The organism is Mesorhizobium sp. M8A.F.Ca.ET.208.01.1.1, assembly GCF_004791315.1.
Taxonomy (GTDB): Bacteria; Pseudomonadota; Alphaproteobacteria; order Rhizobiales; family Rhizobiaceae; genus Mesorhizobium.
The window spans coordinates 1,087,696-1,104,262 of record NZ_SRUT01000002.1; the positions used below are offsets into that span (position 1 = coordinate 1,087,696).

A 16,567-nucleotide genomic window follows, 5' to 3' on the forward strand; every position below is an offset into this window, starting at 1 on the left:
TTGCTTCGTTCAACCGGCCAGACCGGTTGCTGGCCTTACTGGTTGAGCACGGCCTTTTCCGGATTGGGCGGGAAGGCCGGATCGGTCTTCTGGCCGCGCAGCAGCTGCTCGGCATAGATGAGCTGCAGGTCGTCCTTCGGATCCGGCGGCACATAGGCTGCGGAGCCGGAGCCGGTCTTGCTCTCGTCGGCGCCCTTGATATGGCCCTTGAGATCGGACTCGCCACGCGTCAGGTCCCTGCCCTGCAGTTCCGGCGGCAACGGCTGGTCGACCTTGATGTCGGGCGTGATGCCCTTGCCCTGGATCGACTTGCCCGACGGCGTGTAATAGAGCGCCGTCGTCAGCCTGAGCGCGCCATTCTCGCCGAGCGGGATGATGGTCTGCACCGAGCCCTTGCCGAAGGACTGCGTACCGACCACCGTGACGCGGCGCAGATCCTGCAGCGCGCCCGCGACGATCTCCGAAGCGCTGGCCGAGCCACCATTGACGAGCACGATCATCGGCTTGCCGTTGATGTCGTCGGTCTGCTTGGGCTTGGCGTCGAAGCGGGTAACGTCCTTGGGATCGCGGCCGCGCGTCGAGACGATCTCGCCGCGCTTGAGGAAGGCATCCGACACGCTCACCGCCTGGTCGAGCAGGCCACCCGGGTTGAGGCGCAGGTCGAGCACATAGCCCTTCAACTTGTCGTCCGGCACCTGCTTCTTGATGGTGTCGATGGCGTTCTCGAGGTCGTCATAGGTCTTTTCGGTGAAGGAGGTGATCTTCATGTAGCCGATGTCGTTCTCGACCCGGAACTTGACCGCCTTGACCTTGATGATGTCGCGCACGACCGTCAGCTCGATCGGCTTGTCGGCGCCCTGGCGCAGGATGGTCAGCTTGATCGGCGTATTGACCAGGCCGCGCATCTTGTCGACCGCGTCGTTGAGCGTCAGGCCGCGAACCTCCTCGCCGTCGATCTTGGCGATATAGTCGCCGGCCAGCACGCCCGCCTTGGCGGCCGGCGTGTCGTCGATCGGCGTGATCACCTTGACCAGGTCGTTCTCCATGGTGACCTCGATGCCGAGGCCGCCAAATTCGCCCTTGGTCTGCACGCGCATGTCCTGCGCCTGTTCGGCGTTCATGTAGGAGGAGTGCGGATCGAGCGAGGAAAGCATGCCGTTGATGGCGTTCTCGACCAGCGACTTGTCGTCGGGCGGGGTCACATACTGCGCCCGCACCCGCTCGAAGATGTCGCCGAAGATCGCCAGTTGCTTGTAGGTCTCCGACCCCGCAGCGTTCGCCGCCGAGCCGGGTGCGCCATAGACAAGGCTCATGGCGGACGCGCCCATCAGCGCACCGGCAAACAGAAGCGACAGTTTCCGCATCATTTCACGTCCTTCCAGAAAAACGGTCCGCCCACCATGGGGCCGGATCGACGGGTTTTCCATCCTTGCGGAACTCGACATAGAGTTCCGGCGTGGCATTTCCATTCTTCGAAACCGAGGTGCTTGCCACCCGGGCTTCTCCCATCGCGCCGACCGGCTCTCCTGCGAGCACTGACTGGCCAGTCGCGACGCTGATTCTGCTCATCCCAGCCAAGACGACATGATAACCGTCGCCGGCATTGAGGATCAAGAGTTGACCATAGGAGCGAAACGGCCCCGCATAAAGCACATTCCCATCCGCCGGCGCGGTAACGATGGCTCCCGATTGTGTCGCAACCATGTCCCCAAGCATCAAGGCGCCGTTACCGTCGTCGGCGCCGAACCGGCGTTTGATGCGGCCTGTGACCGGCAGGGCGATCTGTCCCTGCAGCGCCGAGAAGGGCGCTGCCGCCGTCAACCGGTTGCCCTCGGGAACCGGCAGCGATGCCGTCTGGTCGCCTCCGGGCTCGGTACCGCCGGCCTGGCTCGCGGCGGCTGCCTTCGCGGCATCCGCGGCCTTGCGGTTCTTGTCCGCCTGCGCTTCGAGCGAGGCGATCAGATCCTTCAGACTGCTGGCCTTGGCCGCCAATTGCTCGGAACGCTGCTGTTCGGCCGCCATCTGCGCCTTCGTGTCGGCCTCGAGCTTCTGCTTGGCTTCGAGCAGCATGCCAAGACGTCTCTTCTCCGCCGCCTGGTCGCCGACCGCGGCCGTCAGCCGCGCCCGTTCGGCCTCGATCGAGGCCGTCACCCGGGTCTGTTCCTTGAGATCGGCCAGCAGCGCATCGGTCTGCTGGCGCAGTTCCGGCACGACGGCGCCGAGCAGGATCGCGCTGCGCACCGACGACAGCGCGTCCTCCGGCTTGACCAGGATCGCCGGCGGCGGATTGAGCCCCATGCGCTGCAGCGCGCCCAGCACTTCGGCCAGCACGTCGCGCCGCGCCGACAGTGAAGCGCGTATCTTCTGTTGCTGGCCCTTCAGCCCCTCCAGCTTGGCGCCGATGTCCTCGATGTCCTGGCCGAGCTTCTGTTCGGTCATCGCCGACTGGATCAGCGCGGCGGTGATCGAGGCGTGGTCCTTCTTGACCGCGGCGATATCGGCGGCGAGCTTGGCCAGCCGTTCCGACGACAGCGTTATTTCCTTGGAAACCTGCTCGTATTCGGCGCGGCTCTGGTCCGGATCGGGCGCCATGTCGAGCGTGTTTTCCGCCCGCGCCGCATGGAGCGACAGCAGCATCACCGCCGCCGCGATGCAGCAGCGCGCGCTCCAGGAGCCCCCGGTCGATGAGCCCGTCGTCGATTTATAGCCTTCAGACATTCGCGATCGATTCTATCCGCGGCTTCGTTAACGAATCATCAACCATGTTAGCGCCCGTCGCCCAAAGGGTTCGCAAAAACGCCCTGCAAAGCAAAAGCAGCCCCCAGATGAATTTACGCGGCATTGGGGCTAAATTCGGTGCGACCCGGCGCTTTCAGGACCTGTGATAGGGATGGCCCGACAGGATGGTCGCCACCCTGTAGAGTTGTTCGCCCAGCATCACGCGCACCAGCTGATGCGGCCAGGTGAGCGCCCCGAACGACATCACCAGCTCGGCCTGGTCACGCAGCGGCGGATCGTGGCCGTCGGCGCCGCCAATGGCGAGCACCAGCGCCTTGCGCCCACCATCGCGCAACTGTCCGATATGGCTGGCGAAATCCTGGGAGGACAGGCTCTTGCCTCGCTCGTCGAGCAGGATGAGGGCAGTGCCTGGCTGCAGCTGCGCCTGCAGGCGCGAGCCTTCGTCGCGCTGGCGCTCGCTGGCGCTCTGCGCGCGGCCCTCGGCGATCTCGGTGATCCCGGCGAATTCGAGCCCCACGGCGGGCCCGCTCTTGGCGAAACGCTCGAAATAGCGGTCGGCCAACTCCCGCTCGGGGCCGGCTTTCATTCGGCCCACGGCATGAACTGAAATCTTCATCCTCGCCTCTATGAGCCGCTAATGCATGTCACCCAAGTGGGAACCGGTTTAGGCAACGACATGCACCAGACAAAATCGGCTTAGTGGAGGGTCTCTTCCTCGAGATCCGGCGCCTGCCACATCTTTTCGAGATTGTAGAATTCGCGGACTTCGGGACGGAAGACATGGACGATGATATCGCCAGAATCGATCAGGACCCAGTCGGCGCCGGACAGCCCCTCGACGCGCGCCGTGCCGAGGCCGGCATCCTTGAGCGCCTTGAGGAGATGGTCGGCGACAGCCGAGACATGACGGTGCGATCGGCCCGACGCGACGACCATATAGTCGCCGAGGCTCGATTTCCCCTGAATGTCGATTGAGACAATATTTTCGGCCTTGGAGTCTTCCAGACTGGCAAGGACTGTCTTGATGGCACGGGACACGGCGTCGTCTACGCTGATCCTGGCCGGCGAAGGCATGATATCGGCCTTCTTCCGCAGTGCTGTTCTCAGTGTATTTCCTTTCGCAGCAAGAACAACCAAATCACCCCTGAAAGCAGGTGACACCACTTAGATAGGCAGAGTTCCGTTGCAGTTTCAAGACGGAGCCCCAACTGACGCGAACTTGCCGACTGGCATATTGTTCCGCGCGACACGAAAAAACATCGGAACCCAGGCGTCCGGCAGCGGTTATCGGCTGACCGACCAACCGGAATCCCGCCATGCCGATCGACCCGCAAAACACCCTTCTCACCGTCCAGGCCGGCCTCGCTCAGCTCAGTACGCTGATCGTCTCCTATTCCTTCTCCGCCATCGGCGCCGTCATCCTCCTGGTGGTCGGCTACATCGTTGCCAACCTTGCCGAGCGCTCGATCTCGGCTGGCCTCGGCCACATCCACGGGTTCGACGCGACGCTGCGGCATTTCTTTTCCAAGATCGTGCGCTACGCCATCCTGATCCTTGTCGTCATCATGGTGCTCGGCCAGTTCGGCGTGCAGACCGCATCGATCATCGCCGCGATCGGCGCCATCGGCCTGGCCATCGGTCTCGCCCTGCAAGGCACGCTGCAGAACATCGCGGCCGGCATCATGCTGCTCGCGCTGCGGCCGTTCCGCATCGGCGAATCCGTCGAGGTCGGCGCCATTGCCGGTTCGGTCGAGGAAATCGGCCTCTTCGCCACGAAGCTCAGAACCGCCGACGGCGTCTACATACTGGCCCCCAATTCGACGCTGTGGAATCAGCCGGTACGCAATTTCACCCGCAACGGCGTGCGCCGCACCGACATCACGCTCAGCATCGGCTCCTGGAACGACATAGATGGGGCGCAGAAGACATTGCTTGCCATTGCCGGCGCCGAGAAGCGCATTCGCCGCGAACCGGCGCCGATCGCCTTCGTGGCCGCACTCGGCGACACGACCGTTTCGCTCACCTTGCGCTACTGGACCGCGGCGGCGGACTATTTCGCCACCCAGATCGACATGACGAAACGCGCCAAGCAGGCCTTCGACAGCGAAGGCATCTCCATCCCGCTGCCACCCCCGGAAGCGCCGCCACCCGAGGTCCGCAAACAATAATCAGCCGCCCCTGTGGCGGACCTCTTCGTCCGGCGCGAAGGCGAGTTCCACCGGCAACGGTGTTTGCGCCGACATCGGCGCGAAACTGCCCGTGGCGGCCGCCGGAACGGGCCGCGCCGCGATCACCCGCCACAGCACGAACAGGCAGAATACCGAGGCGATGACGATGCCGACATAGATGAAGGTTGCCGTGCCGAAGACGGCGGAAAGCGCAGTGACGATGCCCGGCACGATGAAGCCGGCGAGCGACCAGGCAAACAGCATCGAACTCGACAGCGCGAGCAGTTCATCCTTCCTGGCGCGGTCGGCGGCATGCGCGCTGGAGAGAGCGTAGATCGATTCCGCCGCCCCGTCCCAGATCAGGTAGATCACCAACAGGACCATCAGCGCACCGCCGTCGAAGGCGATGGCAAGCACGCTGGCGACGACCGCCAGCGCCGCGGCGCCGGCAAGCACGTAACGCCGGTCGGTGCGATCCGAAAGCCAGCCGAGCGGTATCTGCAGGATCAGCGTGCCGACTGGCATCACCGACAACAGCAACGCGACATCGGCCTGGCTGTAGCCCTTGGAGGTGGCGTGGATGGGCGCGAAGCCGGAAATGATCATCGACAGGCCGCCGACCGCCAGCATGCCGGCGACGCCGACCGGCGAGATCCGCCAGGCCTGGCGCAACGCCACCGAAGCCGCCTGCGGCGCTGGCGGCTGGGCAAGCCGCGTCATGCCGACAGGCAGGATCGACAGGGCGGTAAAGGTGATGCCGATCAACGAGGCCGCGGCCGTGTGGATGTCGATGACGGCAAGCGTCGCGTAGCCGACGCCAAGGCCGGCAATATAGGCGACGTAAAACACAGCCATCACCCGGCCGCGTATGGCGTTCGGCAGCGCATCGTTGAGCCAGCTCTGCGCGACGATGAACAGGCCGCATATGGCAAAGCCGTAAAGCGCGCGCGCCACGATCCACAGCAGCGGGTGCGGTCCGGCGCCGATAGCGGCATTGGACAGCGCGATCAGCGCCGACAGCACCATGAAGGCGCGTGCATGGCCGACCCTGCGCACCAGCGGCCCGGTCAGGATGCAGCCGGCAAGGCCGCCCGCCGACAGGCCGGTGACGATCAGCCCGGCCCAGACCGGATCGAACCCCTCCACGCCGAGCCGCACGGGGATGTAGGCGAACATCAGCCCATTGCCGATGGCAATCAGCGCCATCGATACGATGACGCTGGCAATCGCGATCAGCGGCGCGGGCGTGTCGCCTTGCTCGGGATCGAGTGTGGGGTGGGTCTTTTCCAGCATGCCCGATCAGCATCGCCTATTGATTGGGCGGATGCCGCTGCAAAAACGACATCGCGGGCCCGATGATTCCGCCACCCGAACCGGCCGCTCAGCCCTTCGCCATCTCGCGGATCGCGCTCGACGACAGCGATGAACGCGGACCGTGGATAAAGGTCCAGGCCGGCGCCTTCATGCGGGCGAGCAGCGGTGCGTCGCCCTCGTCGATGCGGGCGTAGTCGAAGGTCTTGGCAACCACCGACGACAGGAACGACAGCGTGGCGCCCGGACGGTCGATGACCGCGATCGGAAAGGTGAGCACAATCTCGCGCCAGCGCTGCCAGCGGTGGAAATCGCGCAGCGAGTCGGCGCCCATGATCCAGACGAAGTCGACGCCGGGATTGCGCGCCTTGACCAGAGCCAGCGTGTCCGCGGTGTAGCGCACATTGTGTGCCGCCTCGAAGGCCGTGACCTTGATCTTCGGGTTCTTGGCGATCTTCTCGGAAAACGCGATGCGCTCGCTCAGCGGCGCTAGCTCGCGCGTGCTTTTCAACGGATTGCCCGGCGTCACCATCCACCATAGCTGGTCGAGCGCCAGGCGCCGCAAAGCGATTTCGGCAACCAGGGCGTGGCCGGCATGCGGCGGGTTGAACGAGCCGCCGAACAGACCCACCGCGAGGCCCTTTTCGGCGTGCGGCATGCGAAGATAGTGGGAGGGTACCGCCGGTTCGGAAGAAGCCAGCATCGCTTCAGGCTCTGGCGACGAACAGCGTCAAGGTCTCACCTGTCCGGACCCGCGTACACGGTATTTGAACGAGGTCAGCTGTTCGACGCCGACCGGCCCGCGCGCATGCATCTTGCCGGTGGCGATGCCGATCTCAGCGCCCATGCCGAATTCGCCGCCATCGGCGAACTGCGTCGAGGCGTTGTGCAGCAGGATCGCCGAATCGATCTCGTTGAAGAACCGTTCCACCGCCTGGCCATCCTCGGCGACGATCGCCTCGGTGTGATGCGACGAAAAGGTCTCAATGTGGTCGATCGCGCCACTGATGCCGTCGACCAGCTTCACCGCGATGATGGCGTCGAGATATTCCGTCACCCAGTCGGCATCGGTCGCCGGCTTGGCGTCGAAGAAGACTTTCATCACTTCGGCATCGGCATGGATTTCACAGCCGGCGGCGCGCAAGGCATCGAGGATCGGCACCAGATGGGTGGTGGCGACCGCGCGGTCGACCAGCAGCGTCTCGGCGGCACCGCAGACACCGGTGCGCCGCATCTTGGCGTTGACCGCGATCTTCACCGCCATGTCGAGCTCGGCGGAACGGTCGATGTAGAGATGGCAGATGCCTTCGAGGTGGGCGAAGACCGGCACGCGCGCCTCGCTCTGCACCCGCCCGACCAGGCTTTTGCCGCCGCGCGGAATGATGACGTCGAGATTGCCGCCAAGCCCTTTGAGCATTTCGCCGACCGCGGCGCGGTCGGTGGTCGGCACCAACTGGATGGCATCCTCGGGCAGACCGGCCGCCTTCAGCCCCTCGACCAGGCAGGCGTGGATCGCCGAGGAGGAATTGAGCGAATCCGAGCCGCCGCGCAAGATCACCGGATTGCCGGCCTTGAGGCAAAGCGCGCCGGCATCCGCCGTCACGTTCGGCCGGCTTTCATAGATGACGCCGACGACACCGAGCGGCGTACGCACGCGCTCTATGTGCAGGCCGTTGGGGCGATCCCATGCGGCAATGACGTCGCCAACCGGATCCTTGAGCTCGGCAATTTCGCGGATGCCATCCGCCATGGCGCGGATGCGCGCCGGATTGAGTTTCAGCCGGTCCATGAACGAGGCCGACAGCCCGGATTCCTCACCATTCGAGACGTCGACGGCGTTGGCGTCGAGAATGTCCCGTTCCCGGGCGAGGATTGCCTCGGCCATGGCGACAAGCGCGGCATTCTTGGCGGCGGTGGTGGCGATGGCCAGCGGTCGCGCGGCAGCGCGGGCACGGCGGCCGATATTGGCCATCAGCGCCACGGTATCGTCCCCGGATTTTTCATGCAGCTTCAGCATGGCTCATCCTCCGCTTATGTCGCCTCCAGCGTGACTCACCACGAGATCATCGCGGTGGATCATCGCCGAACGCGCCTCGTAGCCGAGCACGGTTTCGATCTCGGCCGTCTTCAGGCCTGCGATCCTTACGGCATCGGCGGCATCGTAGGCAACCAGCCCGCGCGCGATCTCGCGGCCCTCGGGCGACAGGATCGCCACCGTATCGCCGCGCGAGAAATTGCCGCTGACCAGTTTCACGCCGGCCGGCAGCAGCGACTTGCCCGAAATGAGCGCGCCGATGGCGCCGGCATCGACGGTCAGCCGCCCGGCCGGTTCGAGCTGGCCGGCGATCCAGGTCTTGTAGCCCTTGACCGGATTTGCGCTCGGCTTGAAGAAGGTGGCGCGCTCGCCGCGCTCGATCGCCATCAGCGGCGACAGCCGGGTGCCGGAGGTGATGATCATTGCCGTGCCGGCGGCCGTGGCGATCTTGCCGGCATCGAGCTTTGTGCGCATGCCGCCGCGCGACAGCTCGGACGCCGCCGCACCCGCCATCGCCTCGATGTCGGGCGTGATGCGGTCGACCAACGGAATGAATTTGGCTTGCGGGTCGCGCGCCGGCGGCGCGGTGTAGAGCCCGTCAATGTCGGACAGCAGCACCAGAAGGTCCGCTCCCATCATCGTCGCCACCCGCGCGGCCAGCCGGTCATTGTCGCCATAGCGGATTTCGGAGGTCGCCACCGTGTCGTTCTCGTTGATGACCGGCACCGCCTTCATCTTCAAGAGCGTCGATATCGTCGCGCGTGCATTGAGGTAGCGGCGGCGTTCCTCGGTGTCGCCGAGTGTCAAAAGGATCTGGCCCGATTTCAGGGCGCCTTTGCCGAGCGCATCCGACCAGGCGCCGGCGAGCGCGATCTGGCCGACGGCCGCCGCTGCCTGGCTTTCCTCGAGCTTCAGCGCCCTCTTGCCGAGGTCGAGAATGGTACGGCCAAGCGCGATGGCGCCCGACGACACGACGAGGATCTCGGCGCCGCCATTGGCAAGCACGGCAATATCGTCGGCGAGCGAGGCAAGCCAGTCGCGCTTCAGGCCGCTGGTGCGGTCGACGAGCAGCGCCGAGCCGATCTTGACGGTGATGCGCCGGTATTTCCTGAGCGACTGCATGGCCCTACTTTTCCCAGCGCGTCTCGACCGGGGCGGCAATTTGCGCGCGGGCTTCGGCGATCACCGCCATCAGCGCGCGCTGCACCGCCTCGACGCCCTCGCCGGTGACGGCGGACAGGAGCATCGGCGCACGCCCGGCGGCGCGCTTGAGCGAAGCGACCTTCTTCTTGCGTGCGTCGGCGTCGAGCGTGTCGACCTGGGAAAGCGCCAGGATCTCGACCTTGTCGGTCAGGCCGTGGCCGTATGCTTCGAGTTCGGCGCGCACGGTCTTGTAGGCCTTGCCCGGATTCTCTTCCTGCGCCGACACAAGGTGCAGCAACACACGCGTGCGCTCGACATGGCCGAGGAAGCGGTCGCCGATGCCGACGCCTTCATGGGCGCCTTCAATCAGACCCGGGATATCGGCGATGACGAATTCGCGTGCATCGATGCGCGCGACGCCGAGGCCTGGATGCAGCGTCGTGAACGGATAGTCGGCGATCTTCGGCTTGGCCGCGGTGACGGCGGCCAGGAACGTCGACTTGCCGGCATTGGGCAGCCCGACCAGGCCGGCATCGGCGATCAGCTTCAGCCTGAGCCAGATGTTGAGCTCCTCGCCCGGCAGGCCTGGATTGGCGCGGCGCGGCGCCTGGTTGGTCGAGGTCTTGAAATGCTGGTTGCCGAAGCCGCCATTGCCACCCTTGGCGAGCAGGAAGCGCTGGCCGACCACGGTCAGGTCGCAGATCAGCGTCTCGTTGTCTTCCTCGAAGACCTGCGTTCCGGCCGGCACTTTCAGTGTGACGTCGGCACCCTTGGCGCCGGTCATGTTGCGGCCCATGCCGTGGACGCCGGTCTTGGCCTTGAAGTGCTGCTGGTAGCGATAGTCGATCAGCGTGTTCAGCCCATCGACCGCTTCCAGCCAGACATCGCCGCCGCGGCCGCCGTCGCCGCCATCCGGCCCGCCGAATTCGATGAATTTTTCGCGCCGGAACGACACCGAACCGGCGCCGCCGTCGCCGGAGCGGACATAGACCTTGGCTTGATCGAGAAATTTCATGGGATCGCAGTTTCTTTTATTGGCCTTGCGGCATTGCTCTAAACCTTGGGCCTTGCTCTAAACCAAGGCGCGGCCAAGGGCGAGGCCGTTTTGTGACAATGGCCGTGTGGGCTCGGCCGGAGATGTCGGAATGAAGCTTGTATCCTACAACATCCAGTACGGCATCGGTCTCGATGGGCGCTACGATGTCGGGCGCATCGCCGATGCCGTGCGCGGCGCCGACGTGATCGCGCTGCAGGAGGTCACCCGCAACAATCCCAGGAACGGCGGCCGCGACATGGTCGCCGAGATCGGCGAGGCGCTGCCCGATTATTTCGCCGTCTATGGCAGCAATTTCGAGGCCAATATCGGCTCGCGCATCGAGAACGGCCGCGCCATCACCACCACCTTCCAGCTCGGCAACATGGTCTTGTCGAGGACGCCCATTCATCTGTCGCGCAACCTGCTCTTGCCGCGCAGCCGCAGCTTCGAGATGATGAACTTCCAGCGCGGCGCACTCGAAGCGCTGATCGAGACGCCGCTTGGTTTCATCCGCTTCTATTCCATCCATCTCGATCACCGCAGCCCGGTCGAGCGCGCCAGCCAGATTCAGTTCCTGCGCCAGCGCCTGTTGAATTATGCGCTCGAAGGCGGCGCATTGTCCGGCGTCGCCGAGATCGGCCTGCCGGAACTGCCCCATCCGGAAGCCTTTGTCGGCATGGGCGATTTCAACATGCTGGCCGGCTCGCCGGAATATGTCGAACTTGCCGGCCGGCCGGACCATGAATTCGGCATGCCGTTGACCGCCGACTTCGCCGTCGATGCCGCCGTGCGCCTCGATGTCGCCGGCGAGGATCTCGTCTCCTGGGTCGATCCCAAGGACCCCACCAACGCCAGCCGCCACAAGCGCATCGACTATGTCTTTACCAGCGCGTCGCTTGCCAAATCCCTGAAGCGCCTCTGGGTAGACCGGCAAGCCGCCGGTTCCGACCACCACCCGGTCTGGGTCGAACTGGGCTGATGGCTTCTTATCCGGCTGCATTCTGACGTTCGACGATCGCCATCATGATCGCGTCCCGGTGTTCCCCGTCGATATAGACAGCATCGCGCTGCAGGCCCTCCCTGACAAACCCGACCTTGTCGTAAAGCGAAATGGCGCGCGCATTGTCGGAGTGCACCGAAAGTTCGATACGGACGAAGCCAGCCTCACGCGCTTGCGCCAGCGTCGCTTCGATGAGCTTCCGCCCGAGGCCACCGCCCCGATAGGCGGGGAGAAGACCCATTCCAAGCGAGCCGCGATGGGCGTGTATGAGCCGATCATGGCGAGTGATGTCGCACCAGCCGACAACCTCGCCACCAACGACAGCCACACATCCTGGATCGCCTCTCCCGATACGCCCCAGTTGGAATTCCCTGACGTGATCCAGGGGCGGCGCCTCGAGAAAGGACAGGTACTTCCGCTCCCGCGAGACGAGATCGAGCGCGTGATGAAAGCTTTCAATATGCCCCGGAGCCAACGGCACGATCGCGACCGTTCCGATATCGGTGCTGCCCTCAACCATTGGTCTCACCAACCCGATGCATCAAAAGTGGACCCAGTTCCTGAGGCTGGTCCACGTCTTCCGGTCCAGCCTGTATCGCTCCACTGGCACCTGGCCGGCGACGATCGAGTTCAGCATGCCCTGGCCGGCATACTGGAAGCCGCACTTGTGGATCACCCGGCGCGAGGCCGGGTTGATGACCCGCGTCGAGGCATGCAGCACCTGAATCGACGTCTTCTGAAAGGCGAGATCGACCAGCGCGTGCGCTGCTTCGGTCGCATAGCCGCGCTTCCAGTGGGGCTCGCCGATCCAGTAGCCGAGCTCCAGCCCGCGATCGGTGGTGTTCAAGCCCGCGCAGCCGACGAAAGTGTCGGTGCCGGCCAGCGTCAGCGCATAGGCGATGCCGGCGCGGCGCGCCTTGGTCATGGCGAGGAAGGCACGCCCCTCGGCTTCGCCATAGGGGTGCGGCATGCGGGCCAGCATTTCGGCGACGTGACGGTTGTCGGCAAGCTCGACCAGTTGGGCGATATCCCGCTCCTCGGGAGCGCGCATGACCAGCCGCTCCGTAACCAGCACCGGACAATCTATCGCGTAACTTTCGTCTTCTGAGTCTTCCGCTTCGGCAACCATTTCAACGTCCTCCAGGCAAAAGAAAAAGGGGAGATGGAAACCCATCTCCCCTGATCCTTTTCCTGGCTTTGCCAGACACCGGTTCCCGAGATGGGCGCCGGTGTTCTAGTGCGGAACCGGCTACTCCGCGGCTTTGGCAATCGGGTTGACCGATACGTAGGTTCGGCCGTTGGCTTTTTTGTTGAACGTCACGGCGCCGGTTTCGAGCGCGAAAAGCGTATGGTCCGTGCCCATGCCGACATTGACGCCGGGGTGCCAGGTCGTGCCGCGTTGACGAATGATGATGTTGCCCGGGATGACGGCTTCGCCGCCGAACTTCTTCACGCCCAGACGCTTGGAATGCGAGTCGCGACCGTTGCGCGACGAGCCGCCAGCTTTCTTGTGTGCCATCTAACTAACTCCGTTGCGCCGCAAGGCGCCTAAAAGGCCTTATGAACGCGTTCGCGTTCCGTTTCAAGTCCGATCCGGCTGATGTTTCGCCGGAAAAATTACTTCTTCGCCAGTTCCTTGGCCTGTTCGCGCCAGTCCTTGATCTGGTCGGCGCTGAACGGCATGTGCTCGTCGATCTTGGCGACATCCTTGTCGCTGAGCTTGGCGAGCTGCGCGAAGGTGATGATGCCCTGCTCGGCGAGATCCTTGGCGGCGACCGGGCCGATGCCCTTGATCACGGTCAGGTCGTCCGGCTCGCCCTTCGGCGCCTTGAACAGCGGCGCGGCGACGGCCTCGGCCTTCGCTTCTTCCTTGGGGGCGTCCTTCTTGGCCTTGGCTTCCTTCGGCGCGGCCTCGGCAGCAACCTCAGCCTTGGCTTCCGCCTTGACGGCGGCCTTCTTGGCGGGCTTGGCGCCACCCAGCAGGATCTCGGAGATCCGCACGGTGGTCAAAAGCTGGCGATGGCCGATCTTGCGGCGCGAATTCTGGCGGCGGCGCTTCTTGAAAGCGATGACCGTGCGGTTCTTGCCCTGCTCGACGACTTCGGCGGTGACCAGAGCGCCATCGACGAACGGCGCGCCGAACGTGACATTCTCGCCCTCGCCATGCGCGAGCACGTGGCCGATCTCGACGATGTCGCCGACATTGGCTTCGACTTTTTCGATCTTCAGGAGATCGTTGGCGGCAACGCGATACTGCTTACCGCCCGTTTTAATGACTGCGAACATTTTTTGCCTTTCGCTGTTCGGTCGGCCTTGATGAACCGCCTCTGGCGGTTCGGCCGTCTTTTTGTCAGTCTGCGGGTTCAAAAAACAAGCGGCGCGGAAGAACCCTCCACGCCGATTGCGCGCTGTCCCTAACCGAAGGTTACGTGGGAGTCAAGGCAAACAGCCCGATTCCTTGCCTCGGCGGACCAGCCGACATTGCCTGCCGGGGACGGGCGGCATCGGTCCAGGCAAGGTCCGGGACGGCAAGCTGAATTTCCGGCGGATTTGGCCTTGTAACCTGCCCGATCAGCCGTTATCTAGTGCGCCGCGCCGGCAACGGCGGACCATGACCGCGGAGAGGTGGCAGAGTGGTCGAATGCACCGCACTCGAAATGCGGCATGGGTGCAAGCCCATCGGGGGTTCGAATCCCTCCCTCTCCGCCATTTAGCTTCCATAATAATCGTTTCCTTTCAAAAGCTTCCTTGTTGCGCTTGACCAGCGCGAAGCGAAACTTATCTTAGACTGTGTAACAAACTGTGTAACATTAGAGAAAGATAATGCGACGTTCCGCAGCGCCAAAGCCGCATAAACGTGAAGGCATCTGGTATCTCGTCCGCAGGGTGCCGAAGGAATTCGCGGCGTTTGATCGCCGCTGCCTAGTACGCATTTCCACGGGCGTCGCCGTGGCTGACGATCCCCGCGGTGTACGGGCGCGAGATGCAGTGCAAAGCCTCGGCGCGGGGCTGGAGGCGTATTGGCGTAGACTGCGGGAAGGCCAATCCGCCGAGGCGGGGCTGCGTTTCGAAGCCGCGAGGAAGCGCGCGCGGTCATTTGGATTGGCCTATCGCTCTAACGAGGAACTAGCAGCGGGGCCGCTCGACGAACTCATGGCCCGTATCAAGCTGCTCCTCGACAAAAAATCGATCGAGGACGCGCAGGACGTCTCGGCCGTCATGGGTGGGGAGAAGCGGCCAGCGGTCCGCCTGAGCGGTCTTATCAAGGAATTCGAGACGATCGAGCAACAGAACTTGCTGACCATGTCGCCTAACCAAATCAAGAAATGGCGTAACCCCAAAAAGCGCGCAGTTGCCAATCTGGTTGGAGTCATTGGCGACAAGGAGATCGCAAGCCTCACTCGGGACGACGCAATCGCGTTCCGCGAGTGGTGGCAAAAGCGGATCGTTGAGGATGGACTTGATATCGGTACGGCCAACAAGGACATCGGCCATGTTTCGAAAATGCTGCGCGTCGTCGATCTGACTCACCAGCTCAAGCTGGAGCCGGTTTTTCGAAACCTGCGTCTTTCCGGCGCCGTCCCCGGGCAACGCGCTGCGTTCACAGCGGAGTTCATTCAGGAGAAGATACTCGCTGAAGGCGCGCTCGACGGACTCAATGACGAAGCCCGCCATCTAATCTATGTGATTGCCGATACCGGACTCAGGCTTTCTGAAGCGGCAAACCTCACCACCGAAACAATCCACCTCGATCAAGAAATCCCGCATGTGCGGGTGCGCCCCAATGGCCGTCGCTTGAAGACCGGTCATTCAGCCCGTGACATTCCCTTGGTTGGCGGCGCACTTGCAGCCATCAAGCTCCATCCGGACGGCTTTCCTCGTTATCGCGACAAGGCCGCGTCACTTTCAGCGCTCGTCAACAAGGTGCTCGCCAGCAAGGAACTTCTGCCGACTTCCGAGCATAGTCTTTATAGCCTGCGACACACTTTCGAGGACCGGCTGACGGCAGTTGAGGCGCCGGAGAAGGTAATTGCTTCTCTGATGGGCCACAAATGGATCCGGCCCAAATACGGCGCGGGACCTTCGTTAGCGCAAAAGCGCGAGTGGCTTCAAAAAATCGCTTTTACCCCGCCCGGGCGAATGTGATTGCGGCGCCATCCAGGCCTTGAGAACCAACCTCACGGCTCCAGCTGTCCGAGCCATTTAGGTTGAGCGTGGCCAGCACGCGCTGCGCTCGCTCGCGATTTCCGAGCTTCCGCCGCATTTGTTCGACCTCGTATTCCAGCCTTTCGAAGGTCGGTATATAGGCATCTCCATGCCGGATGACCAAGTAGGCGGCAACAGCTAGACAGCATTCTAGCTCCGTGGCCGATGGATCGGAAAAAGGGGCGACGCCATACCAAGACGAGCAACGCCTCTCGAGGGCTTCCGAACTAGGCAAACGGCCAGCATGTGGCATGGGATACAAACCTATGCCTGATCGACGAACCTAAAGTGCTCACGAAGCTTGACCGGTACGCGGGCCATCGGAGGGTTCTGCCTAAAACCGCCAAAAATTTTGAAACACCCATTCATCCGGCTCGAATTCAAAGGGATCGGCGATTTTTGGGTTATGGCTTGCAAGCATAGTTCAGCCCAGACAAGAACGCCTGATATCTTGTCGTTCACTGTCACCCTGCCAAATATGGTGCCGGTGACAACGGCAGTTTGGCGAGCAGAAGAATTCCCGAGACTGAGACGTTCTACGGCTTGGCCCATGTTCGCGCTCCTCCTCGATTGGAGACAGGATGGGCCATATGGAAGCGAATAAAAGGAGGTTGGTGACGAGTCTCGGTAGTGGAGTAGAAACGGGTGGAAAAGCTTGCGCTATTCGCCGTCGGCGCCGCTAAGCGCATTTGAGAGAAGGGGCAACGATCGCCAAGAGATGACGTCCGATCGCAAGCCGGCTAGAAATGCGACAGTGACGCGCCTTTTTTGGCACGACCTTAGCACCCGATCGGGCCTCAGCTGGTCGTCGTTGCGCAGCCGATCGGGTGCGATTTTTATAAAGCTCTCTTGGCTTTAGCTTTGAGAGCCCGTCATCGAGACAAATGCAAGGGAACGGTCCCGCCCCCTGGGGACATTCGACATGCCGT

The 16,567-nt window shown here is 63.3% G+C and carries 16 protein-coding genes and 1 tRNA gene; 4 read left to right on the forward strand and 13 right to left on the reverse strand.

Annotated elements, in window-relative coordinates:
* Nucleotides 1-35 precede the first annotated feature (35 nt).
* The 4 genes from EN851_RS15890 to rsfS all read right to left on the reverse strand — a co-directional run bounded on the left by EN851_RS15890 (nucleotide 36) and on the right by rsfS (nucleotide 3,813).
* The gene (locus EN851_RS15890) at nucleotides 36-1,367 is read right to left on the reverse strand and encodes a S41 family peptidase (protein ID WP_167531416.1); all 1,332 of its coding nucleotides are present in this window, start codon (nucleotides 1,365-1,367) and stop codon (nucleotides 36-38) included.
* Between the two features lies 1 nt (nucleotide 1,368).
* Nucleotides 1,369-2,718 (reverse strand): murein hydrolase activator EnvC, encoded by a 1,350-nt coding sequence (locus EN851_RS15895; protein ID WP_135929568.1) that lies wholly within the window; start codon nucleotides 2,716-2,718, stop codon nucleotides 1,369-1,371.
* A 154-nt stretch (nucleotides 2,719-2,872) separates the two neighbouring features.
* The gene (gene rlmH / locus EN851_RS15900; RefSeq protein ID WP_127872159.1) at nucleotides 2,873-3,355 is read right to left on the reverse strand and encodes a 23S rRNA (pseudouridine(1915)-N(3))-methyltransferase RlmH; all 483 of its coding nucleotides are present in this window, start codon (nucleotides 3,353-3,355) and stop codon (nucleotides 2,873-2,875) included.
* Between the two features lie 80 nt (nucleotides 3,356-3,435).
* Nucleotides 3,436-3,813: a ribosome silencing factor gene (gene rsfS / locus EN851_RS15905; protein ID WP_023777607.1), complete on the reverse strand. Its 378-nt coding sequence runs from the start codon at nucleotides 3,811-3,813 to the stop codon at nucleotides 3,436-3,438.
* Between the two features lie 242 nt (nucleotides 3,814-4,055).
* Between rsfS and EN851_RS15910 the strand changes: the two genes are divergently transcribed.
* Nucleotides 4,056-4,907 (forward strand): mechanosensitive ion channel domain-containing protein, encoded by an 852-nt coding sequence (locus EN851_RS15910; protein ID WP_135917109.1) that lies wholly within the window; start codon nucleotides 4,056-4,058, stop codon nucleotides 4,905-4,907.
* On the opposite strand, the gene EN851_RS15915 is transcribed toward EN851_RS15910, so the two are convergent.
* From EN851_RS15915 to obgE, 5 genes are all read right to left on the reverse strand, one after another.
* Nucleotides 4,908-6,200: an MFS transporter gene (locus EN851_RS15915; protein ID WP_135929569.1), complete on the reverse strand. Its 1,293-nt coding sequence runs from the start codon at nucleotides 6,198-6,200 to the stop codon at nucleotides 4,908-4,910.
* 88 nt (nucleotides 6,201-6,288) lie between these two features.
* Nucleotides 6,289-6,921, reverse strand: coding sequence for a nicotinate-nucleotide adenylyltransferase (locus EN851_RS15920; RefSeq protein ID WP_245520748.1), 633 nt, complete (start codon nucleotides 6,919-6,921; stop codon nucleotides 6,289-6,291).
* Between the two features lie 27 nt (nucleotides 6,922-6,948).
* Entirely contained in the window at nucleotides 6,949-8,235 is a 1,287-nt protein-coding gene (locus EN851_RS15925; RefSeq protein WP_135929570.1) for a glutamate-5-semialdehyde dehydrogenase, read from the reverse strand.
* 3 nt (nucleotides 8,236-8,238) lie between these two features.
* Nucleotides 8,239-9,375: a glutamate 5-kinase gene (gene proB, locus EN851_RS15930; RefSeq protein ID WP_127872160.1), complete on the reverse strand. Its 1,137-nt coding sequence runs from the start codon at nucleotides 9,373-9,375 to the stop codon at nucleotides 8,239-8,241.
* A gap of 4 nt (nucleotides 9,376-9,379) precedes the next feature.
* Complete coding sequence (gene obgE / locus EN851_RS15935; protein ID WP_127872161.1) at nucleotides 9,380-10,411, reverse strand: GTPase ObgE; 1,032 nt, start codon at nucleotides 10,409-10,411, stop codon at nucleotides 9,380-9,382.
* 130 nt (nucleotides 10,412-10,541) lie between these two features.
* Here obgE and EN851_RS15940 point away from each other — a divergent pair, with 130 nt between their 5' ends.
* Nucleotides 10,542-11,411 carry an endonuclease/exonuclease/phosphatase family protein gene (locus EN851_RS15940; protein ID WP_135929571.1) on the forward strand — a complete coding sequence of 290 codons (870 nt, stop codon included), beginning with the start codon at nucleotides 10,542-10,544 and terminating at the stop codon, nucleotides 11,409-11,411.
* 7 nt (nucleotides 11,412-11,418) lie between these two features.
* Here the strand turns inward: EN851_RS15940 and EN851_RS15945 are convergent, their stop codons facing one another.
* The 4 genes from EN851_RS15945 to EN851_RS15960 all read right to left on the reverse strand — a co-directional run bounded on the left by EN851_RS15945 (nucleotide 11,419) and on the right by EN851_RS15960 (nucleotide 13,718).
* Nucleotides 11,419-11,952, reverse strand: a complete 534-nt coding sequence (locus EN851_RS15945; RefSeq protein ID WP_135929572.1) for a GNAT family protein — start codon at nucleotides 11,950-11,952, stop codon at nucleotides 11,419-11,421.
* Nucleotides 11,953-11,973: 21 nt separating this feature from the next.
* Entirely contained in the window at nucleotides 11,974-12,561 is a 588-nt protein-coding gene (locus tag EN851_RS15950; protein WP_189521853.1) for a GNAT family protein, read from the reverse strand.
* Nucleotides 12,562-12,681: 120 nt separating this feature from the next.
* On the reverse strand, nucleotides 12,682-12,951 hold the full coding sequence (rpmA, locus tag EN851_RS15955; RefSeq protein WP_013529063.1) for a 50S ribosomal protein L27: 270 nt from the start codon (nucleotides 12,949-12,951) through the stop codon (nucleotides 12,682-12,684).
* A gap of 98 nt (nucleotides 12,952-13,049) precedes the next feature.
* Nucleotides 13,050-13,718 carry a 50S ribosomal protein L21 gene (locus EN851_RS15960; protein WP_127275341.1) on the reverse strand — a complete coding sequence of 223 codons (669 nt, stop codon included), beginning with the start codon at nucleotides 13,716-13,718 and terminating at the stop codon, nucleotides 13,050-13,052.
* Between the two features lie 333 nt (nucleotides 13,719-14,051).
* Between EN851_RS15960 and EN851_RS15965 the strand changes: the two genes are divergently transcribed.
* Nucleotides 14,052-14,141: transfer RNA gene (locus EN851_RS15965), tRNA-Ser, on the forward strand.
* A gap of 114 nt (nucleotides 14,142-14,255) precedes the next feature.
* On the forward strand, nucleotides 14,256-15,578 hold the full coding sequence (locus tag EN851_RS15970) for an integrase (protein ID WP_126057794.1): 1,323 nt from the start codon (nucleotides 14,256-14,258) through the stop codon (nucleotides 15,576-15,578).
* Nucleotides 15,579-16,567: the final 989 nt, after the last annotated feature.